Source organism: Pseudoalteromonas sp. Cn5-37 (assembly GCF_021532495.1).
Lineage (GTDB): Bacteria > Pseudomonadota > Gammaproteobacteria > Enterobacterales > Alteromonadaceae > Pseudoalteromonas > Pseudoalteromonas simplex.
Window position 1 is genome coordinate 20,132 of the sequence record NZ_JAKGBA010000024.1, and the last position, 15,813, is coordinate 35,944.

Annotated in this window: 13 protein-coding genes; 6 read left to right on the forward strand and 7 right to left on the reverse strand. The window is 41.4% G+C overall.

The window, feature by feature from the left end; translation table 11 throughout:
- Position 1: 1 nt before the first annotated feature.
- Positions 2-2,401 carry a TonB-dependent siderophore receptor gene (locus L1266_RS18075; RefSeq protein WP_235378055.1) on the reverse strand — a complete coding sequence of 800 codons (2,400 nt, stop codon included), beginning with the start codon at positions 2,399-2,401 and terminating at the stop codon, positions 2-4.
- 152 nt (positions 2,402-2,553) lie between these two features.
- Positions 2,554-3,774 carry an MFS transporter gene (locus tag L1266_RS18080; RefSeq protein ID WP_054554008.1) on the reverse strand — a complete coding sequence of 407 codons (1,221 nt, stop codon included), beginning with the start codon at positions 3,772-3,774 and terminating at the stop codon, positions 2,554-2,556.
- A 138-nt stretch (positions 3,775-3,912) separates the two neighbouring features.
- Between L1266_RS18080 and gtfA the strand changes: the two genes are divergently transcribed.
- Positions 3,913-5,385, forward strand: a complete 1,473-nt coding sequence (gtfA, locus tag L1266_RS18085) for a sucrose phosphorylase (protein WP_138599245.1) — start codon at positions 3,913-3,915, stop codon at positions 5,383-5,385.
- Here the strand turns inward: gtfA and L1266_RS18090 are convergent.
- Positions 5,382-6,413 carry a LacI family DNA-binding transcriptional regulator gene (locus L1266_RS18090; protein ID WP_138599246.1) on the reverse strand — a complete coding sequence of 344 codons (1,032 nt, stop codon included), beginning with the start codon at positions 6,411-6,413 and terminating at the stop codon, positions 5,382-5,384. The two genes, gtfA and L1266_RS18090, sit on opposite strands and share 4 nt — an antisense overlap.
- A gap of 129 nt (positions 6,414-6,542) precedes the next feature.
- On the opposite strand from L1266_RS18090, the gene L1266_RS18095 reads away from it, so the two are divergent.
- A complete protein-coding gene (locus tag L1266_RS18095) occupies positions 6,543-7,214 on the forward strand; it encodes a YoaK family protein (protein ID WP_138599247.1) in 672 nt (223 codons plus the stop codon).
- Here the strand turns inward: L1266_RS18095 and L1266_RS18100 are convergent.
- The gene (locus L1266_RS18100) at positions 7,204-8,112 is read right to left on the reverse strand and encodes an AraC family transcriptional regulator (RefSeq protein ID WP_054554004.1); all 909 of its coding nucleotides are present in this window, start codon (positions 8,110-8,112) and stop codon (positions 7,204-7,206) included. The two genes, L1266_RS18095 and L1266_RS18100, sit on opposite strands and share 11 nt — an antisense overlap.
- A gap of 177 nt (positions 8,113-8,289) precedes the next feature.
- On the opposite strand from L1266_RS18100, the gene exaC reads away from it, so the two are divergent.
- The 4 genes from exaC to map all read left to right on the forward strand — a co-directional run bounded on the left by exaC (position 8,290) and on the right by map (position 13,004).
- Complete coding sequence (gene exaC / locus L1266_RS18105; protein WP_138618950.1) at positions 8,290-9,810, forward strand: acetaldehyde dehydrogenase ExaC; 1,521 nt, start codon at positions 8,290-8,292, stop codon at positions 9,808-9,810.
- A 655-nt stretch (positions 9,811-10,465) separates the two neighbouring features.
- On the forward strand, positions 10,466-11,950 hold the full coding sequence (locus tag L1266_RS18110) for a S41 family peptidase (RefSeq protein WP_235378056.1): 1,485 nt from the start codon (positions 10,466-10,468) through the stop codon (positions 11,948-11,950).
- Positions 11,951-12,022: 72 nt separating this feature from the next.
- The gene (locus L1266_RS18115; protein ID WP_119853080.1) at positions 12,023-12,229 is read left to right on the forward strand and encodes a ParD-like family protein; all 207 of its coding nucleotides are present in this window, start codon (positions 12,023-12,025) and stop codon (positions 12,227-12,229) included.
- Complete coding sequence (map, locus tag L1266_RS18120; protein ID WP_235378057.1) at positions 12,222-13,004, forward strand: type I methionyl aminopeptidase; 783 nt, start codon at positions 12,222-12,224, stop codon at positions 13,002-13,004. The genes L1266_RS18115 and map overlap by 8 nt, the downstream gene beginning before the upstream one ends.
- Positions 13,005-13,012: 8 nt before the next feature.
- On the opposite strand, the gene L1266_RS18125 is transcribed toward map, so the two are convergent.
- The 3 genes from L1266_RS18125 to L1266_RS18135 all read right to left on the reverse strand — a co-directional run bounded on the left by L1266_RS18125 (position 13,013) and on the right by L1266_RS18135 (position 15,588).
- The gene (locus L1266_RS18125) at positions 13,013-13,474 is read right to left on the reverse strand and encodes a hypothetical protein (RefSeq protein WP_054553999.1); all 462 of its coding nucleotides are present in this window, start codon (positions 13,472-13,474) and stop codon (positions 13,013-13,015) included.
- Positions 13,475-13,584: 110 nt separating this feature from the next.
- Positions 13,585-14,754, reverse strand: coding sequence for a BamA/TamA family outer membrane protein (locus L1266_RS18130; RefSeq protein WP_235378058.1), 1,170 nt, complete (start codon positions 14,752-14,754; stop codon positions 13,585-13,587).
- 42 nt (positions 14,755-14,796) lie between these two features.
- Positions 14,797-15,588 (reverse strand): hypothetical protein, encoded by a 792-nt coding sequence (locus tag L1266_RS18135; protein WP_235378059.1) that lies wholly within the window; start codon positions 15,586-15,588, stop codon positions 14,797-14,799.
- Positions 15,589-15,813: the final 225 nt, after the last annotated feature.

Genomic DNA, 15,813 nt, shown 5'->3' on the forward strand with positions numbered 1-15,813 from the left:
ATTAATAGAAAGAGTATTTTAAAGTAAGCGACGTTGTACGGCCGTTGATAGTACGGGCACGAATAATGTCGTTATCTGGTACTGAGCCTTCTTCTGCTTCTGTGATACCCACAGTGTCGAACAGGTTATTCACGTTAAGTGATAGACTTAAGTTTTCAGACAGATTGTAACTTACAAAACCATTCACTTGTGTATAGCCATCAAACTCAAGGTCGTTACTGTCTTGTGCGTAAGCATCCGTTGTACCAATAAAGCTTAGGCCTGCAGCACCTTTGTCAAAGTTGTAAGTTGCCATTAGTGAGTAAATAAGGTCAGCTTGACGACGTGGTGTATTACCGACTAACTCTGGCGATAACGCATCTTTAGCAATTTCTGCGTCTGTCCAAGTAAAGTTACCACGGAAATCCCAATCACCTATGTAGTAGGTTGATTCAACCTCAATACCTTTTGCTTCGTACTCGCGGTCAAAGAACTTTTGTGATGTTGCTTCGAAGTTTTGCTCTTCAGTTTCTGCATAGAATGCAGTTGCAAATACTGATAGTGAATCAAAACGTTTTTTCACACCGATTTCGTATTGATTTACTTCATCAATTGCATCGGCTTCAGCAACAGAGCCATCAGCTTCTACTTTACCGAATAGTAAGCGGTCTGCATTTGCGCGGCCGCCTTTACTTAAACGGGCAAAAGTCGCAAAGCTTGGATCAATTTGGTAGTTCGCACCAATTGAGTATGAGCTGTAGTGCCAGTCGTAGTTAACAATGCTAGGATTTGCATTATCAATACCAGCAACACTTTGCTCAGGAATTGAGATGGTACCGTCGCCATTCATATCAATTGTTGATGTTACTGCACCTGCGTAGTTACCGCGTGCTTCACCTGAATCATAACGAGCACTTGCATCAATGCTTAAATCGCCAAACTTAGTCGCTAAGTTAATGTAAGGTGCGCGTGTTTCGTATTCTGTGTCGTAGTTACGTTGACAGCAGTTACCCCAGTAAGGTGTGCCATAAGCGTACAAGCCATTATCTGAGTAGCTGTCGCCATTCGCAGCGTAAACGTCAAGTAATGCCGCGTTGTCGCCTTTTAGCTCCATAACATATGAGTTCCAAAGCCACGACATATCAATCGATTGACTTGATGCAAAGTAACCAAACGTAACACTGGTGTCATCAGAGAACGACTTAGTCAGCTTAAGGTCATTAACAATTGAACCCATGTCGTTGAGCGTTACATCGAATGTATGAATACGCATTGCTAAATCGTCATCGCCATAGGCTTTGCCTGCTGAACCACCATTTGCATAAACCAGCGATGCACCATCACCAGCAATACTAGAAGCAATAGAGCTTGCACTTGCAACTTCAGCTGGAATAAGAGAAATAAAGTTACCGCTTACTGATGATGTTCTAAAGCGGTTTTCGATGCGCCAGTCGTTCTCTAAATCAAATGCCGCTTCAAAACCTACTGAGGTAACAACTGGGTTCATACCGTCGGTCATATCGCCCGTGCTGATTTGGTTATCACCATTTAAACGCAGCGTTTGTGTGAAAAAAGCAGAATGCGGCGTATCTGATTGCGCATCGAAACCTGGGATTGAATCGCCATCTGAGTACATAGGCATAGGTAGGTAACCTACGCTTTTATCATCGAGGTGTTTAAAGTACACACGTACATAACCGGCATCAAATTCTTTCGTTAGGTTTGCTTTAATTTGGCCACCTTTATTAGATGTATAACCAGTTTCACGCGGGCCTTCGCCTTGGCGAACAAAGCCACCAATGTGATAGCGCACACTGTCGTTTAGGTAAGTACCATACTCAAAGTCCGTACGAATAGAGTCATAATCAAGGCCAACAGTGGTTGATACACTGCCTGATTCGTTCTCACCTGTTTTTGAAATAAAGTTGATGATACCACCTGGGGCATCACTTGCTGCTGTTGATGCTGAGCCACCACGGATTGATTCAACACTTTGTACTGTTGAATCTAAACGCATGAAAATGTCTGCGTTACCAAAGGCAATATCGCCAAACTGCATAACAGGTAAGCCATCTTCTTGTAGTTGCAAGAATTTAGCACCGCCCGATGCAACCGGTAAACCACGTACCGCGATATTTGCGTTACCTTCACCGCCCGTCGATTCTGAACGTACACCCGGAATTGTTCTGAAGGCTTCTGCAGTAGAGCGTGGTGTTGATACTTCAATTTCAGCTAATGTAACACTGCTAACCGATGAGCTTGATGCCATGATGGTTGTACGGCGTGGTACACCGGTTACAACGATAGTTTCAAGGCCGCTTTTTTTAGCCTCAGGTTGTGCTTGCTCTTCGGCGTGTAAGTTTTGGCTTACTGCTAATGCAAGCGCGCTTAATGTATAAAGGGCATGTTTGTGTGTTGTCATAATGTGCCTCGTCTCAATCCCAGATGGTTTGTTGTCTAAATTGTTATCTTAATCGATTAAGTAAAGATAACAATAATTTTACACAGTGCAAGTCTTTTTAGTGAAAAACTTGCACGATTTATGTTCGATGATTGATTTTTAACGATTTTTATTTAGTGGCTTAATGCACTGTGCTGCGCTAACGCTTGCTCAGCAGGGTTACGTAAGTAGTTATATAGCATGGCTAAAAACAGTAAACATGCGAAGCCTGTTGCGAGATAAAAGCCGTAACGAATGTGGCCAAAGTAGTCACTGATCACACCCATTAATAATGGGCCTGCTGCAGCAGAGAGGGCAGTAAAAAACAAAATAACCCCAGCAACAGCACCGTGCTGTTGCACCGCAAAGCAAGAAATACCTTTTGAGTTTAAAGTTGGGTAGATCATCGACATGAATAGCCCAGATAAAGGGAGTAAGAATACCGCCCAATCAACACCACCGAAGATTAAGCCTAAATAACACAGTGCAATTCCTAAGCTTAAATACAGCATCGCCGCTTGCCAGCTTAAGTGATTTAATAGCCACACCGCTAAGAAACGCCCCGCAGCGCGTAAAATGAAAAATAAGGTCAGTGCATAGGTTGCCAGTAATTGCCACGGGCCGTCGTAATCGCCAAGTAGAGTAGGCATCCAAACGTATATTGCTACTTCGGTTGCAACATAAAGGGCAATTGCTAATGAAAAGCCCAGTGCATAAGGGTTTTTCATCATGCTCATGGTGGTTGCAAGAGAGGCCGGTTTTGCGTGTTCTTCTAGCTTTTTAGGTTTAGGGTAATCTGCACGCCAAGCAATTATGGTTAAAATCAAACATAAAACCCCAGCGATAACATAAAGGTAGGTCCAGCTAACCTGTTGGGTGATTAAAAAGCTGACAAGGGCAGGGCCTACAATGGCGCCAACACCAAAGAAACCTTCGACCAAATTCATGGTTTTTGTGTGCTCTAAATTGTTTGTAGAAATATCACCTAACAGTGCCAAAGCACCGGTTTTAAATAGGCCAATAGCAAGACCAATACAGCTAAGCAGCACTACAAATACGCTAAAACTACTGCTGACAGCAAATAGAAAACAACAAATGGTGAAGATGCCGAGTCCTAGCATGATGGTTTGTTTGCGGCCAAAGCTGTCGGCCAAAAAGCCTAAAAACAGGCCACTAAAAGCAATAAGTGCCATCGGTGCATAATGGAAAGCACTGGCTTGGGTCATGCTTAAATTAAATTCTTCGATAAGCTCAGGTATGATCATACCAACCGCATCAGAGGTCATCGCAAACATAAAAAACATCATGTATGTCAGCCATCTAATGGTTTGCAAAGGATCGTGTGTTCTATTCATTGTTGTATCCCCACCGAAAGGTCTGCGCCTTTACTATGTATATTAGTGTATAAAAACTATAAAAACTGCTTGAATAATTTGCTGTCGTGGTTAAAGATATATCTTAATCGATTAAGTTTCAACTTGGTATTAACAATTATGATCAACAATAAAGTGCAATTAATCACCTACGCAGACCGTATTACTGGTCAAGGTATTGATGAATTAAGTAATTTATTAAATGGCCCACTTAACAATGTGTTTGCAGGTGTACATTTGTTGCCATTTTATAATCCGATTGATGGCAGTGATGCTGGCTTTGATCCTATTGATCATAGTGAAGTAGACTCGCGCCTTGGTAGCTGGGACGATATTAACGTGCTTGGTGCAAACTATGATCTAATGGCTGACTTAATTGTTAACCATGTTTCTGCACAGTCTTTCCAATTTAAAGATGTACTCGCTAAAGGCAAGCAATCTGAATTTTGGGATTTATTTTTAACTAAAGACGATGTATTCCCAAATGGCATGTCTGAGGCTGAGCAACAAGCGATTTATCGTCCGCGTCCAGGTAGTTGTTTTACACCTATTGCGTGTGGTGATGGCCAAACCTATGATTTTTGGACCACATTTACCGATAACCAAATTGATATTAATGTGAAATCAACGGCGGGTATCGAGTATTTAAATACGGTGCTTGGCAAATTTGCTGATAATAATGTCAACATTATTCGTTTAGATGCAGCAGGCTATGCGATTAAAGAAGCTGGCACAAACTGCTTTATGTTGGATGAAACCTTTGAGTATTTAAATAAGCTTTCGGCGCAAGCAAATGAAGCGGGTATGGAAACCATTGCCGAGATCCACAGCCATTTCCAGACTCAGGTTGAAGTCGCAAAGCGTGTAAATATGGTTTATGACTTTGCTTTACCACCCCTTATTTTACACAGCTTGTTTAGCAATGATGCGCAAGCTCTACTGAATTGGCTAACCATTTCGCCGCGAAACTGTTTAACGGTACTCGATACCCATGATGGCATTGGCATCATTGACGCAGGCCCGATGGGTGATAAACCGGGCTTATTAAACGCAGCAGAAATTGATAACTTGGTTGAAACCATTCATGAAAAGAGTGAAGGGCAAAGCCGCTTAGCAACTGGTGCAGCAGCAAGTAATGTCGATTTATATCAAGTAAACTGTACATACTACAATGCTTTGGGTGCAGATGACTTTGATTACTTATTAGCGCGTGCGATTCAGTTCTTCGCGCCAGGTATTCCACAAGTTTATTATGGTGGCCTGTTCGCTTGTGAAAACGATATGGAATTACTGGCTCGTACCAATGTAGGTCGTGATATCAATCGCCCTTATTTAAATGCGCAAGACATTGATGCTGCGCTTGCTAAACCTGTGGTGAAAGGTTTGATCAAGCTAATTCAATTACGTAATGAGCACCCAGCATTTAACGGTGAGTTTATTGCTAAAGGTGAAGGCAGTGTGTGTCGTTTAAGCTGGCATGATGATACCAGCTCAATCGAGTTAAAAGTTGACTTTTTAAGCCGTGAAGTGATCATTGTTGATCACCGTGAAGGCGAACAAAGTATTGTTGATTTGGCTGACTTTTTAGCTTAACTACTTTGACCCAATTGCAGTTGATAGTCGATTTCGGCTGTTTGCTGCTCTTTCGATAGAAACAAGGTCGCAGCAATACGGCCTTTTTCTTCGCTATTTTGATGAACAGTGGTGAGTTTTGGCACAAATCGTTGGCCTTCATCGATGCCATCAAAGCCAACAATTCTGACATCTTCAGGAACCGATAAGCCCATTTTTAATGCTTCGCGCATGGCGGCAAGGGCGATCAAATCACTCATACATAACAATACGTTTGGCCTTGGTGTACTGCTAAGTGCTTCTTTGGCGGCAATGCTGGCAAAGCGCTCGCTGCTTTCTGGAATATTCCATGTTCTATCATCACCCAGGGTGATGCCAGCATCGCTGATTGCTTGGTGATAACCGCGCAGTCGTTGATGAGCAATCGACTGACCTGCTTCAAACTCATGATGTTCGTATACTCGGCATAATACGTCGTTATCGAGTAAACGCAGGCCTAAAATAGCAACCCGATCATCATTTTTGTGAAGTGCGTGTTTTGCAATATCAAAGCTGGCTTGTTGGTTGTTTACGTTTACTGAGGCATCGCGACCGATATTAAAATCAACCGTTACCACATGTTTGGCAACCTGTTTTAATTGCTCAACAAGTTGCTTATTACGTGGGCGGCCGTAGCAAATAAAACCATCTACAAAGTCGACAACGCTATTTAGGTTATCGCTGTTGCCTGAAAATAATAAAAGGTTAATACCATTTTTTTCGAGCACCGCTGACACACCGCGCATAAAGCTGCTAGCAACCGGGTCAGATATCATATATTCAACGCTGTCTGGTAATACTAACGCAACAATATTAAAGGTGCCTCGGCGCAATGATTGTGCCGCCTTGTTAGGGCCAAAATAGCCAAGCTTTTTACAGGCAGCCAAAATCTCTTCGCGGCGTGCTTTCGATAATTGATCAGGGCGGTTAAACGCATTTGATACAGTGGCATTTGAAACACCTAACTCTTGGGCAATACTTTTCAGCGTCCAACTTTTTGGCTTTGTCATTGTAGGTTCTTAATCGATTTACTTAATTGTAAATTACCATATAAAGAGTCGAAAAAAAGTGTTTTTAGTCATAAAAATAGGCGTACCATAAAAGAATGAGTACGAGGGTGAGAAAAATGCGAGTAGCGAGTGATTTCTAAGTTACCAAAATGGGTTGAGGTTGGTGCATTTATTTTGGCGCTGGTGGCTGGGTGTGTGAATGCAGTTGGTTTACTTAGCTTTGAGCATCAAGCGGTATCGCATTTATCGGGAACCGCAACCTTGCTTGGCGCAGATCTCATGCATGGCAATAGCCTTGATGCTTTACATTTATTAGGTGTATTACTGTCATTTTTAGTTGGGTCTGGTATTGCCGGGTTCTTGCTGCATAGTTCAGCACTTAAACTAGGTCGTCATTACGACACGGCATTGCTGATCGAAGCAGGGCTTTTACTGGGCGCACTTTGGTTATTATTTAATGGCTCGGGCTATGGACATTTTTTAGCTTCTGCGGCATGTGGGTTACAAAACGCCTTGGCAACAACTTACAGTGGTGCAATTGTGCGTACTACCCATGTTACGGGTATTTTTACTGATTTAGGTATTATGTTTGGTCGGGTTTTTCGTGGCGAGGCGCTTGATAAACGTAAGGCTAAGCTGTTCGGCCTAATCATTATTGGCTTTATATTTGGTGGCTTAGCAGGGGCGTGGTTATTTGCAAAAATGACCTTTGCGGCGCTTTATGTACCAAGTGCCATTTGTATTTTACTCGCCTTAACCTATCGCGTTTATTCTCATCGCAATCCAGAACTTAATGATTAGCGATACTTTTTGGGGTTGCGCCAAAGGCCTGTTTAAATACACGGCTAAAATGGCTTGGGTTATTAAAGCCTAATTGGTAACAAACTTGGCTAATCGCCTCGCCTTTCTCGAGCAATTTATACGCTTTTTGTAAGCGTAATTGTTGTTGCCAAAGAGCGGGCGTAACACCAAAGGCTAGTTTAAATTGCTGATAAAATTTACTGCGGCTCATACAGGCTATTTTACATAACACATCAATATCAATATTCTCAGCAAGGTGCTGTTCTATATAACTAATTACATGACTTAACGGGGTTGCGAGCTTGCCTTGCTTACAACTTGCAATCATTAAATCTCGGCTTTGCTGCTGTAACAGGCGGGTTATGAGTTCATTAAGTGATAAATCAATTAAGTAATCGCGGTGTTGTTCATTTTCGCTAAATAGGGTGATCATCCGCTCAAGCAGTTGCTGAGTTTGCGGGTTATGCTGGGCGTGCACTAACTTGGTTTGATATTGAAAAAAGTCATCCTGGGTAATTTGCTGGTTAAAATTAAGAGCATCAACTACTTGGCTTATTTTATCGGTACTGATTTCAATCGCTAAACAGGTTGTTGGCTGATTGAGAGATGCATTGGGAAAGTCTATTAGCACCCCTTGCTCTGGGGCAAGTACAAATGATTGGTTTGGTAAAAACTCTTCATGATAATCACTGTCGGCAACATGCATGATTTTTTTACCGCTGATCATGCCACAAAATAATAATTCAGTGGAATGTAACGCCACTTTTTGGGCATCTAAATAGGTGTCGTAAATACTTAATTCGGCATGTTCGCCCGCAAAACTGACTTTATTTTCAATAAGCACATCAATACGTTGTCGTTTTTTATCTAAACTTCTGCTACTAACTGATGTGTTCATTGTTGCCTCGCTGTCGTCCTAAATTCTGGACAAATAGTCAAAAAGTCTGGACTAGGAATCAAGTGTGTTTTCAGTAACTGAGCTAACTTCAATTGTTAGCGGTTCATTAAACAATAACCTACCGCATAATTTAGTCAATGCTAAATAAAACACAACAATTTGAAGAGAGAACACATTATGATTTATGCAAATCCAGGCAGTGAAGGCGCAAAAGTTAACTTTAAAGCGCAGTATGAGAATTATATTGGTGGCCAGTGGGTTGCCCCTGTAAAAGGAGAATACTTTGAAAACATTAGCCCAGTAAACGGTAAAGTGTTTTGTAAAGTACCTCGTTCATCAAAAGAAGATATCGAGCTGGCACTTGATAAAGCCCACGATGCAAAAGGGGCATGGGGAACAACGTCGGTCACCGAGCGTAGCAATATCTTATTAAAAATTGCCGATCGTATTGAACAAAACCTAGAAATGCTGGCAGTGGCCGAAACCTGGGATAACGGTAAAGCAATCCGTGAAACACTTGCGGCAGACGTGCCACTCGCGGCTGATCACTTTCGCTATTTCGCAGGTTGTGTGCGTGCGCAAGAAGGTTCAATCGGTGAGATAGACGAAACCACGGTTGCCTATCATTTTCATGAGCCACTGGGTGTAGTAGGGCAAATTATTCCTTGGAACTTTCCATTGTTAATGGCGGCGTGGAAACTTGCACCAGCCCTTGCTGCGGGTAACTGTATTGTTTTAAAACCAGCTGAACAAACGCCTACATCTATATTAGTGTTGCTTGAAGTGATTGGTGATTTATTGCCTGCAGGTGTTCTAAATGTGGTTAACGGCTATGGTAAAGAAGCAGGCGAAGCGCTGGCAACCAGTACTCGAATTGCGAAGATTGCCTTTACAGGCTCAACGCCAGTGGGTTCACATATTTTAAAATGCGCTGCTGATAATATTATTCCTTCGACGGTTGAGCTAGGTGGTAAATCACCAAATATCTTCTTTAACGATGTCATGGAAAAAGACGATGAGTTTTTGAGTAAAGCGATTGAAGGGGCTGTACTTGCGTACTTTAACCAAGGTGAAGTGTGTACGTGTCCATCGCGTTTATTTATTCAAGAAGATATTTATGAGCAATTTATTGAGCGTGTTCTTGCCCGAACTCTACAAATTAAACGGGGTAATCCACTTGATACCGAAACTATGGTGGGTGCTCAAGCATCACAAGCTCAGTTTGATAAGATCCTAAGCTACATCGAAATTGGTAAACAAGAAGGGGCCGAAGTTCTCGCTGGCGGCGAAGTCGAGCAACTGTCTGATGAGTTTAATGGCGGTTACTACATTCAACCAACGCTATTAAAAGGCACTAACGACATGCGTGTATTCCAAGAAGAGATTTTTGGCCCGGTTATTTCAATGTCGACTTTTAAAGATGAAGACGAAGCGTTAGCCCTTGCTAATAGTTCTGAGTTTGGCTTAGGTGCTGGTGTATGGAGTCGAAACATGAACCGTGCTTATCACTTTGGTCGTAAGATTGAAGCAGGCCGTGTTTGGACCAACTGCTATCACATGTACCCAGCACACGCTGCGTTTGGTGGTTATAAAAAGTCAGGCATAGGCCGCGAAACACATAAACTTGCCCTTGATCATTACCAACAAACTAAAAACCTATTAGTCAGTTACAGTGAGAATCCACTGGGCTTCTTCTAAAAGCAATTTCTTATTGTTGTCGAAACTACCCAAACGCCACATCTAGTGGCGTTTTTATTTTATAACGGGCATAAAAAAGCCCGGCGAACACACAAGCCAGGCTTTTCGACAACAATTTGTTGAGTCACCGCGTGTGCAGTGACTCGGAATAAAAAAGCTTAGAGAACACACAAACTAAGCTTTTGACAACAATTTGGTGAGTCACCGCGTGTGCAATGACTCGGAATAAAAAAGCTTAGAGAACACACAAACTAAGCTTTTGACAACAATTTGGTTGAGTCACCGCGTGTGCAATGACTCGGAATAAAAAAGCTTAGAGAACACACAAACTAAGCTTTTGACAACAATTTGGTTGAGTCACCACGTATGCAGTGACTCGGTATATAAAAAAGCCCAGAGAACACACAAGCTAGACTTTTTGTGACAACAATTCGGTTAGCGCAAACACGCTCAATGGTGTGAAGCTGTTTAGCTTAAAAGCGCTGATGAGTTAACTTTAGAGTAATCCTTCTAATTCGACAAACGATTAAAATAAACCTGATAGATGAATTTTTTTAATCTATTAGCATGTGAAGTACTTTTTATTGCCACAACAATGCCTTAGTGATTAAATAGGGTGTTTTTTAAACATAATAATTATTTAAAATGGATTTTTATGAAACGCTTGACGCTTTACTTATCACTCATCTTTACAGCTCTAAACTTTAGCCCTTTTGGTGTTAATCTATGTCGTGCCGATGAGGGGCGTACAGTCACTCACTCTGAAATTAATTGGTCTGAACTTGCTATAAAAGATGTTGAAGCGGCTTATCAATTATCGGTTATCAATCACCCAGGGATGCATGATGTACGAAATCCAGGCTTTGCTAAACAGCTTGAAAAAGCAAAGCAAGAAGGCTTAAAGCTGGCTGTAAAAGCGCATAGTTCACAAGGTTTTGCTGCGGCTATTGCACGTTTTAGAACTGTACTACAAGATGGTCATGCGGGAGCGATTGATACCTTACCAAGTGAATTAAAACCCCAAAGAAGTTGGCCGGGCTTTTCAACTGTATGGCGCGGTGATGCGTTAAAAGTGTATTACAGCGAATTAGATACAGTTGCCAAGGGCGATAAGCTCGTAAGCTGTGATAATACAGCAATTAATACTTTGCTCGTTGAACGTGTTTTTCGCTATTACGGCGAAGTTGAGCAACCTGGTAGTTGGTGGAATCATGGCTGGCGACTAACTATTGATGACGGAAACCCGTTTTTATCGCCACTTGAAAGCTGCACATTTGAAAAAGCCGACGGCTCTGTTTACAGCTTAAAGTTAAATTGGCGTATTAGGCCTGATGATGTCAGTGGTAAACTTAAACATGCTTACAACGGCGACAAGTTACCAATTGAGCTTAATTGGCCTTTAAAGGATATTGCGTGGATCAGTATGCCAACGTATGCACCCAATGAGCAGCAGCAAGCAGATTACCAAACGATGCTGAGCGCCATTGAACAGCAACATGATAAGTTAATGCAAGCTAAAGCTGTGGTGCTTGATCTTCGCCATAATCAAGGTGGCTCATCGATGTGGAGTGAGCAAATAGCCTCAGCACTTTGGGGTAGCGAACAGTTTAAATATGGCCGCTATGAGTTAGACAAAAATACCCAAGTGTGGTGGCGTGCTTCTAAAGGCAATACTGACTATTTTGGCGATGTAGTCGCAAGCTATGATAAAGCTAGCCCTTGGTATCAATGGTTAAAGACGACTCACGAAAGTATGCAGGCGGCTTATGAAAAAGGTGAACATTTTTATGTTGAGATACCTGCAGCAGAGCAGCCAGCATTGCCAAAAAACGCCAGCAAGTTTACTACACCGGTTTATGTGATTGTGCCAGGGCAATGTGCCAGCGCCTGTTTAGACGCACTTGATAGTTTTAAATTATTTGCAAACACACAGTTAGTTGGCGCACCAAGTAGTACCGATTCTACCTATATGGAAGTGAGGCTCGAAACCCTACCTTCAGGTTTTGCTAATGTCATTTTGCCGATAAAGGTCTATGTGAACAGACCCCGAGAAAAAGGCTTTTATTATCAACCTGATATTCAATTCAATGAACTTGAATGGACAACGCAAGCGCTTGTTAAAATGATTGCTGAGTTGTAATTAAACAAGTTCTTCTTGCTTTTTTATATTATATGAATACGATCTATATACGTTTCATATATAGGTCGCATGATGGGTATTGTTAAAATAAGCGATGAGCTACACGAAGAAATCCGTAAAGCAAGCACAGCGATGGTACGCTCAATCAACTCACAATCTGAGTATTGGATTAAAATAGGGATGCTTGCAGAGCTTAACCCCACCATGACTTACAGCGATATTATCAAAGAGCAACTTCGTCAAGCTGATGTGAAGGCTAAGGATGTGAGTGATGAGTAAAGTTGTAATTAAAAATGCAGACGAAATTGCTTTGATGCGAGAGTCTGGTCGATTACTTGCTGATGTATTTGCTTATCTCGACCCTTTTGTAAAAGAGGGAGTGACTACAATGGAAATAAACGATCTCGTTGAGCGCTACATTGTTGAGCAGTTACAAGCAAGGCCATCAAGTAAAGGGCAGTACGGCTACCCTTATGTACTAAATGCCTCTGTGAACGAGGTGGTATGTCATGGTTTTCCAAGCGAGAAGGGTATTTTAAAAGCAGGCGATATTGTGAATATTGATATCACTCTTGAGAAAAATGGCTATTTAGCTGACTCGAGCAAAATGTACTTAATTGGAGATGTATCGCCTTTAGCAAAGCGTTTGGTAGATAGTACCCAGCAAGCCCTGTGGCACGCGATTAAAATGGTAAAACCAGGCGTGAGGCTGGGGGATATTGGTAATGCGATTGCAAACTTTGCTCATCAACATGGTTATAGTGTGGTTAAAGAATACTGTGGTCATGGTATCGGCCAGCAAATGCACGAAGAGCCACAGGTATTACATTATGGCAAGAAAAATACCGGGCTGGTATTAAAAGAGGGGATGACCTTTACAATTGAGCCAATGATCAATCAAGGGGCTGCTAAAGTAAAAACCATGCCTGATGGCTGGACTGTGGTTACAAGAGATAAAAAGCTTTCTGCGCAATGGGAGCACACTTTAGCAGTAACGGCTGAGGGAGTTGAAGTGTTGACCTTACGCGAAGAAGAGCAACACTTTTTAAATTAAATAGTGTGTTAACAGGCTAATTCAGCAACGGGCTCTTCTGCTAACCAGTTAAGGGCCGCTGTTTTTGACTTAAATACATTCATTATCAAGCCTGCTCGTTTATACAAATTGCAGTAGGTATCACTCAGCAAGCTACCGCCTTCAAGCCCATCTTTTATGACTAAGGCTGTTTTGGCTGGTGCAATGCCCTTACGCTTGAGTTCAACAAAATACACCATTAACTTTTCAAGTGCATCAGGGGTTGCCATACACGAATTTTTAAATTCAACTAATTCAAACCACTGGCCGTAATCAGCGTTGAGCTTATTGATGTAATCCTTTTGCATAAAAGAGTGCGCGTCAATAATCTCTTCATTGAAAGGACCTGTTGCGGTTGTTAAAAGTGTATTTTCACGTTGATAAAACTCAACAAGGCCGTGAGGTTTAAAGTTTTTGAATGGATAATGGTTTGTTGATACTTTTTTATGCATCCGTTCAATCCCTGAATATTTATTGAGCTTTTGATAATAGCAGTGAAATCAACGAATTCAATCTTTTGGTTTGGATTTTCTTGAAAACTAGTGGAAAAGCACTGGTTTTGCTACCAGGTAGAACCTGCTTGAATGTATATAGCATTTTGTTCAGGACCATGGGCTACATCTAAACCAATGCTGATACCGTAATGTTCATCAATCAAATAGCGAAACCCTGCACCCACAGTATCAATGGTTTCAGCCTTTGATAAGTCAGAAAAGCTATCGGCTGCCCAGCCCATACCAGTAAACACATTGAGTTTTATTTTATGTGTGACTTTATAGCTTGCTTCAGCTTCAGTAACAAATACATCTAGGCCTTGATAACGCGTTGCTGACACCCCACGCAAGCTAATACTTGGCGGAATGTAAACCGGTAAGCGTTTCTCACCTCGATTATTAACCGAGTCATACTGCATGCGTAAAGCAAAATTAAACTTATCGGTGTAACGCCAATAGTTTAAGGCGGTTAGCTTTAGACTGGTGTAATCAACCTTACTGCCAATAGCCTCATCAAAATATAAATATTCGGCCTTGTAATTAAAGCCACGTTCAGGGTTAAGCGGGTTATCTCGGCTATCGTATTCCAGTAGCGGACCGATACCTGACGTATTTACATCAAGTGAAAGGTGCTCCTTGATAATGTCGTTTTCAAGTAAAAAATCTTCGATAGGGTTATCGGCTAAGCTAATATCAACTTGGCGATAAATCTGTTTAAAACCGTAAAAGAAGTTACTATCTTCATAGCGTAACTTAAGATTTTGGAACACAGCAGGACCTTCAATATTTAACGATAATGGCGTGAGAAGCTTTATTTCATCGAAGGTATAAAAATCAAGATTGATACTCGCCCAGCCAACAATCCCTTGATAGCGAATTCGGTCTTCATCCCAAAACGTAATGTGGCCAACAGCGCCGCCTTTGGTGCCATTTTTAGTGCCCATAAGGCCAACTAAACTAATGCTTTGTGGTAGGGTAGAGCCCTCTTTTTTCTCCTTTTTAGCCTTCTTCTCGTTGTCATGAAAAAAAAGGCCTACAACACCAAGGCCAGGCCCTACAGCTGGCTCTGTAATAAACGTCGGGATGGGCAAAAATGAAATAGGTTCATCAACTTTTTGTTGTTGATTGCTTAATTGTTGCTCGGCAGGTTTTATTGCATATTCATCGTAACTTGATGCAAAGCTTTCAGTGCTTAGTAAACTTACCGCCAACATATTTATTAGTACTACTTTTTTCACTTAATCCCTTACCCTGTAGTTTATTCTTCTTCAAATCTTAATTTATAGTTGATAATTAAACTCGAGACGGTGGTCGCCATCCACAAAGTCAACGTTTTCATTCCAATTTGCAAAATAGCGGAGATTCATTCGCGGGTTTATTTGGTAACTTGCGGCGAATTCATGAGTTAAAATATGGCTTTGGTTCAACCCATAGTAATGGTCTTTGTAGTTATCACTACCGCCGATAGTGGTTAGCCAAAATGGATTGTAGTTAAGCCATATTTTATCGTTAATTGTCACTTTAGCGTACATACCCACTAAACCATAAGCACCCATAATGGAATAACCACTGTCACGACTGCCGTCATCTTCTAGGGTATTTTCACCAAGCGATGTACCCACACCAGCTAACGGATAGAACGTGAAACGTCCCATAGGTTTTAAAGCTTTAATAAAGCTGTACGAAACATCCATACTTTCGTCAGCAACAAGATTGGCATTAAGGTTATAGTTAGCATCAATTTGCGTTGCACTCATAGAGCTCAAATCAACAGAGAAGTTTCGAAAGCGAAACGAGTCGATAGAATCTGTTGTTTTGCTGTCGCTTTCCCAGCCTAGTGCATCGCCATATATGCCTTTTACTTCAATAACATTCATTCCGGCAGTTGTTGCGATACCTGTATCGTATGCTTGGCCTACTTTTAAGTTTAGCCCTTTGTTAGTGGTACCAAAGCCTATTTGAGTATAAACAGCCAGAGGATCTGACATGTCTTGTACTTCTTTTTGATTATCCGCATAACTGGAAAAAGAAACCCCAATACTAATTAGTGTGATGAGGTGATATGAAGTCATGTGTTGTCCTTACACAGAGATAAAAAGGCTGTTTCATTAGTTAGTTATAGTCTATTTTTTGTTCTTGTTCAATCCTAATTGAGGGCGAAAATATGGGGATCCAGTAGTTAAAATTTATGGAGTATTAGTTTTTTAGTATAGCTAAAAAGTTCACTAAGTATTTGTTGTTAGGTATTAATTATTAATTTCAAAAGCGGTTTATAGAAAATAGGTGGTTTTATTGAT

What these genes read in the sequence shown, in the direction of transcription:
- L1266_RS18075 (WP_235378055.1), bottom strand. Translation starts at nt 2,401, where the DNA reads ATGACAACACACAAACATGCCCTTTATACATTAAGCGCGCTTGCATTA.
- L1266_RS18080 (WP_054554008.1), bottom strand. Translation starts at nt 3,774, where the DNA reads ATGAATAGAACACACGATCCTTTGCAAACCATTAGATGGCTGACATAC.
- gtfA (WP_138599245.1), top strand. Translation starts at nt 3,913, where the DNA reads ATGATCAACAATAAAGTGCAATTAATCACCTACGCAGACCGTATTACT.
- L1266_RS18090 (WP_138599246.1), bottom strand. Translation starts at nt 6,413, where the DNA reads ATGACAAAGCCAAAAAGTTGGACGCTGAAAAGTATTGCCCAAGAGTTA.
- L1266_RS18100 (WP_054554004.1), bottom strand. Translation starts at nt 8,112, where the DNA reads ATGAACACATCAGTTAGTAGCAGAAGTTTAGATAAAAAACGACAACGT.
- exaC (WP_138618950.1), top strand. Translation starts at nt 8,290, where the DNA reads ATGATTTATGCAAATCCAGGCAGTGAAGGCGCAAAAGTTAACTTTAAA.
- L1266_RS18110 (WP_235378056.1), top strand. Translation starts at nt 10,466, where the DNA reads ATGAAACGCTTGACGCTTTACTTATCACTCATCTTTACAGCTCTAAAC.
- L1266_RS18115 (WP_119853080.1), top strand. Translation starts at nt 12,023, where the DNA reads ATGGGTATTGTTAAAATAAGCGATGAGCTACACGAAGAAATCCGTAAA.
- map (WP_235378057.1), top strand. Translation starts at nt 12,222, where the DNA reads ATGAGTAAAGTTGTAATTAAAAATGCAGACGAAATTGCTTTGATGCGA.
- L1266_RS18125 (WP_054553999.1), bottom strand. Translation starts at nt 13,474, where the DNA reads ATGCATAAAAAAGTATCAACAAACCATTATCCATTCAAAAACTTTAAA.
- L1266_RS18135 (WP_235378059.1), bottom strand. Translation starts at nt 15,588, where the DNA reads ATGACTTCATATCACCTCATCACACTAATTAGTATTGGGGTTTCTTTT.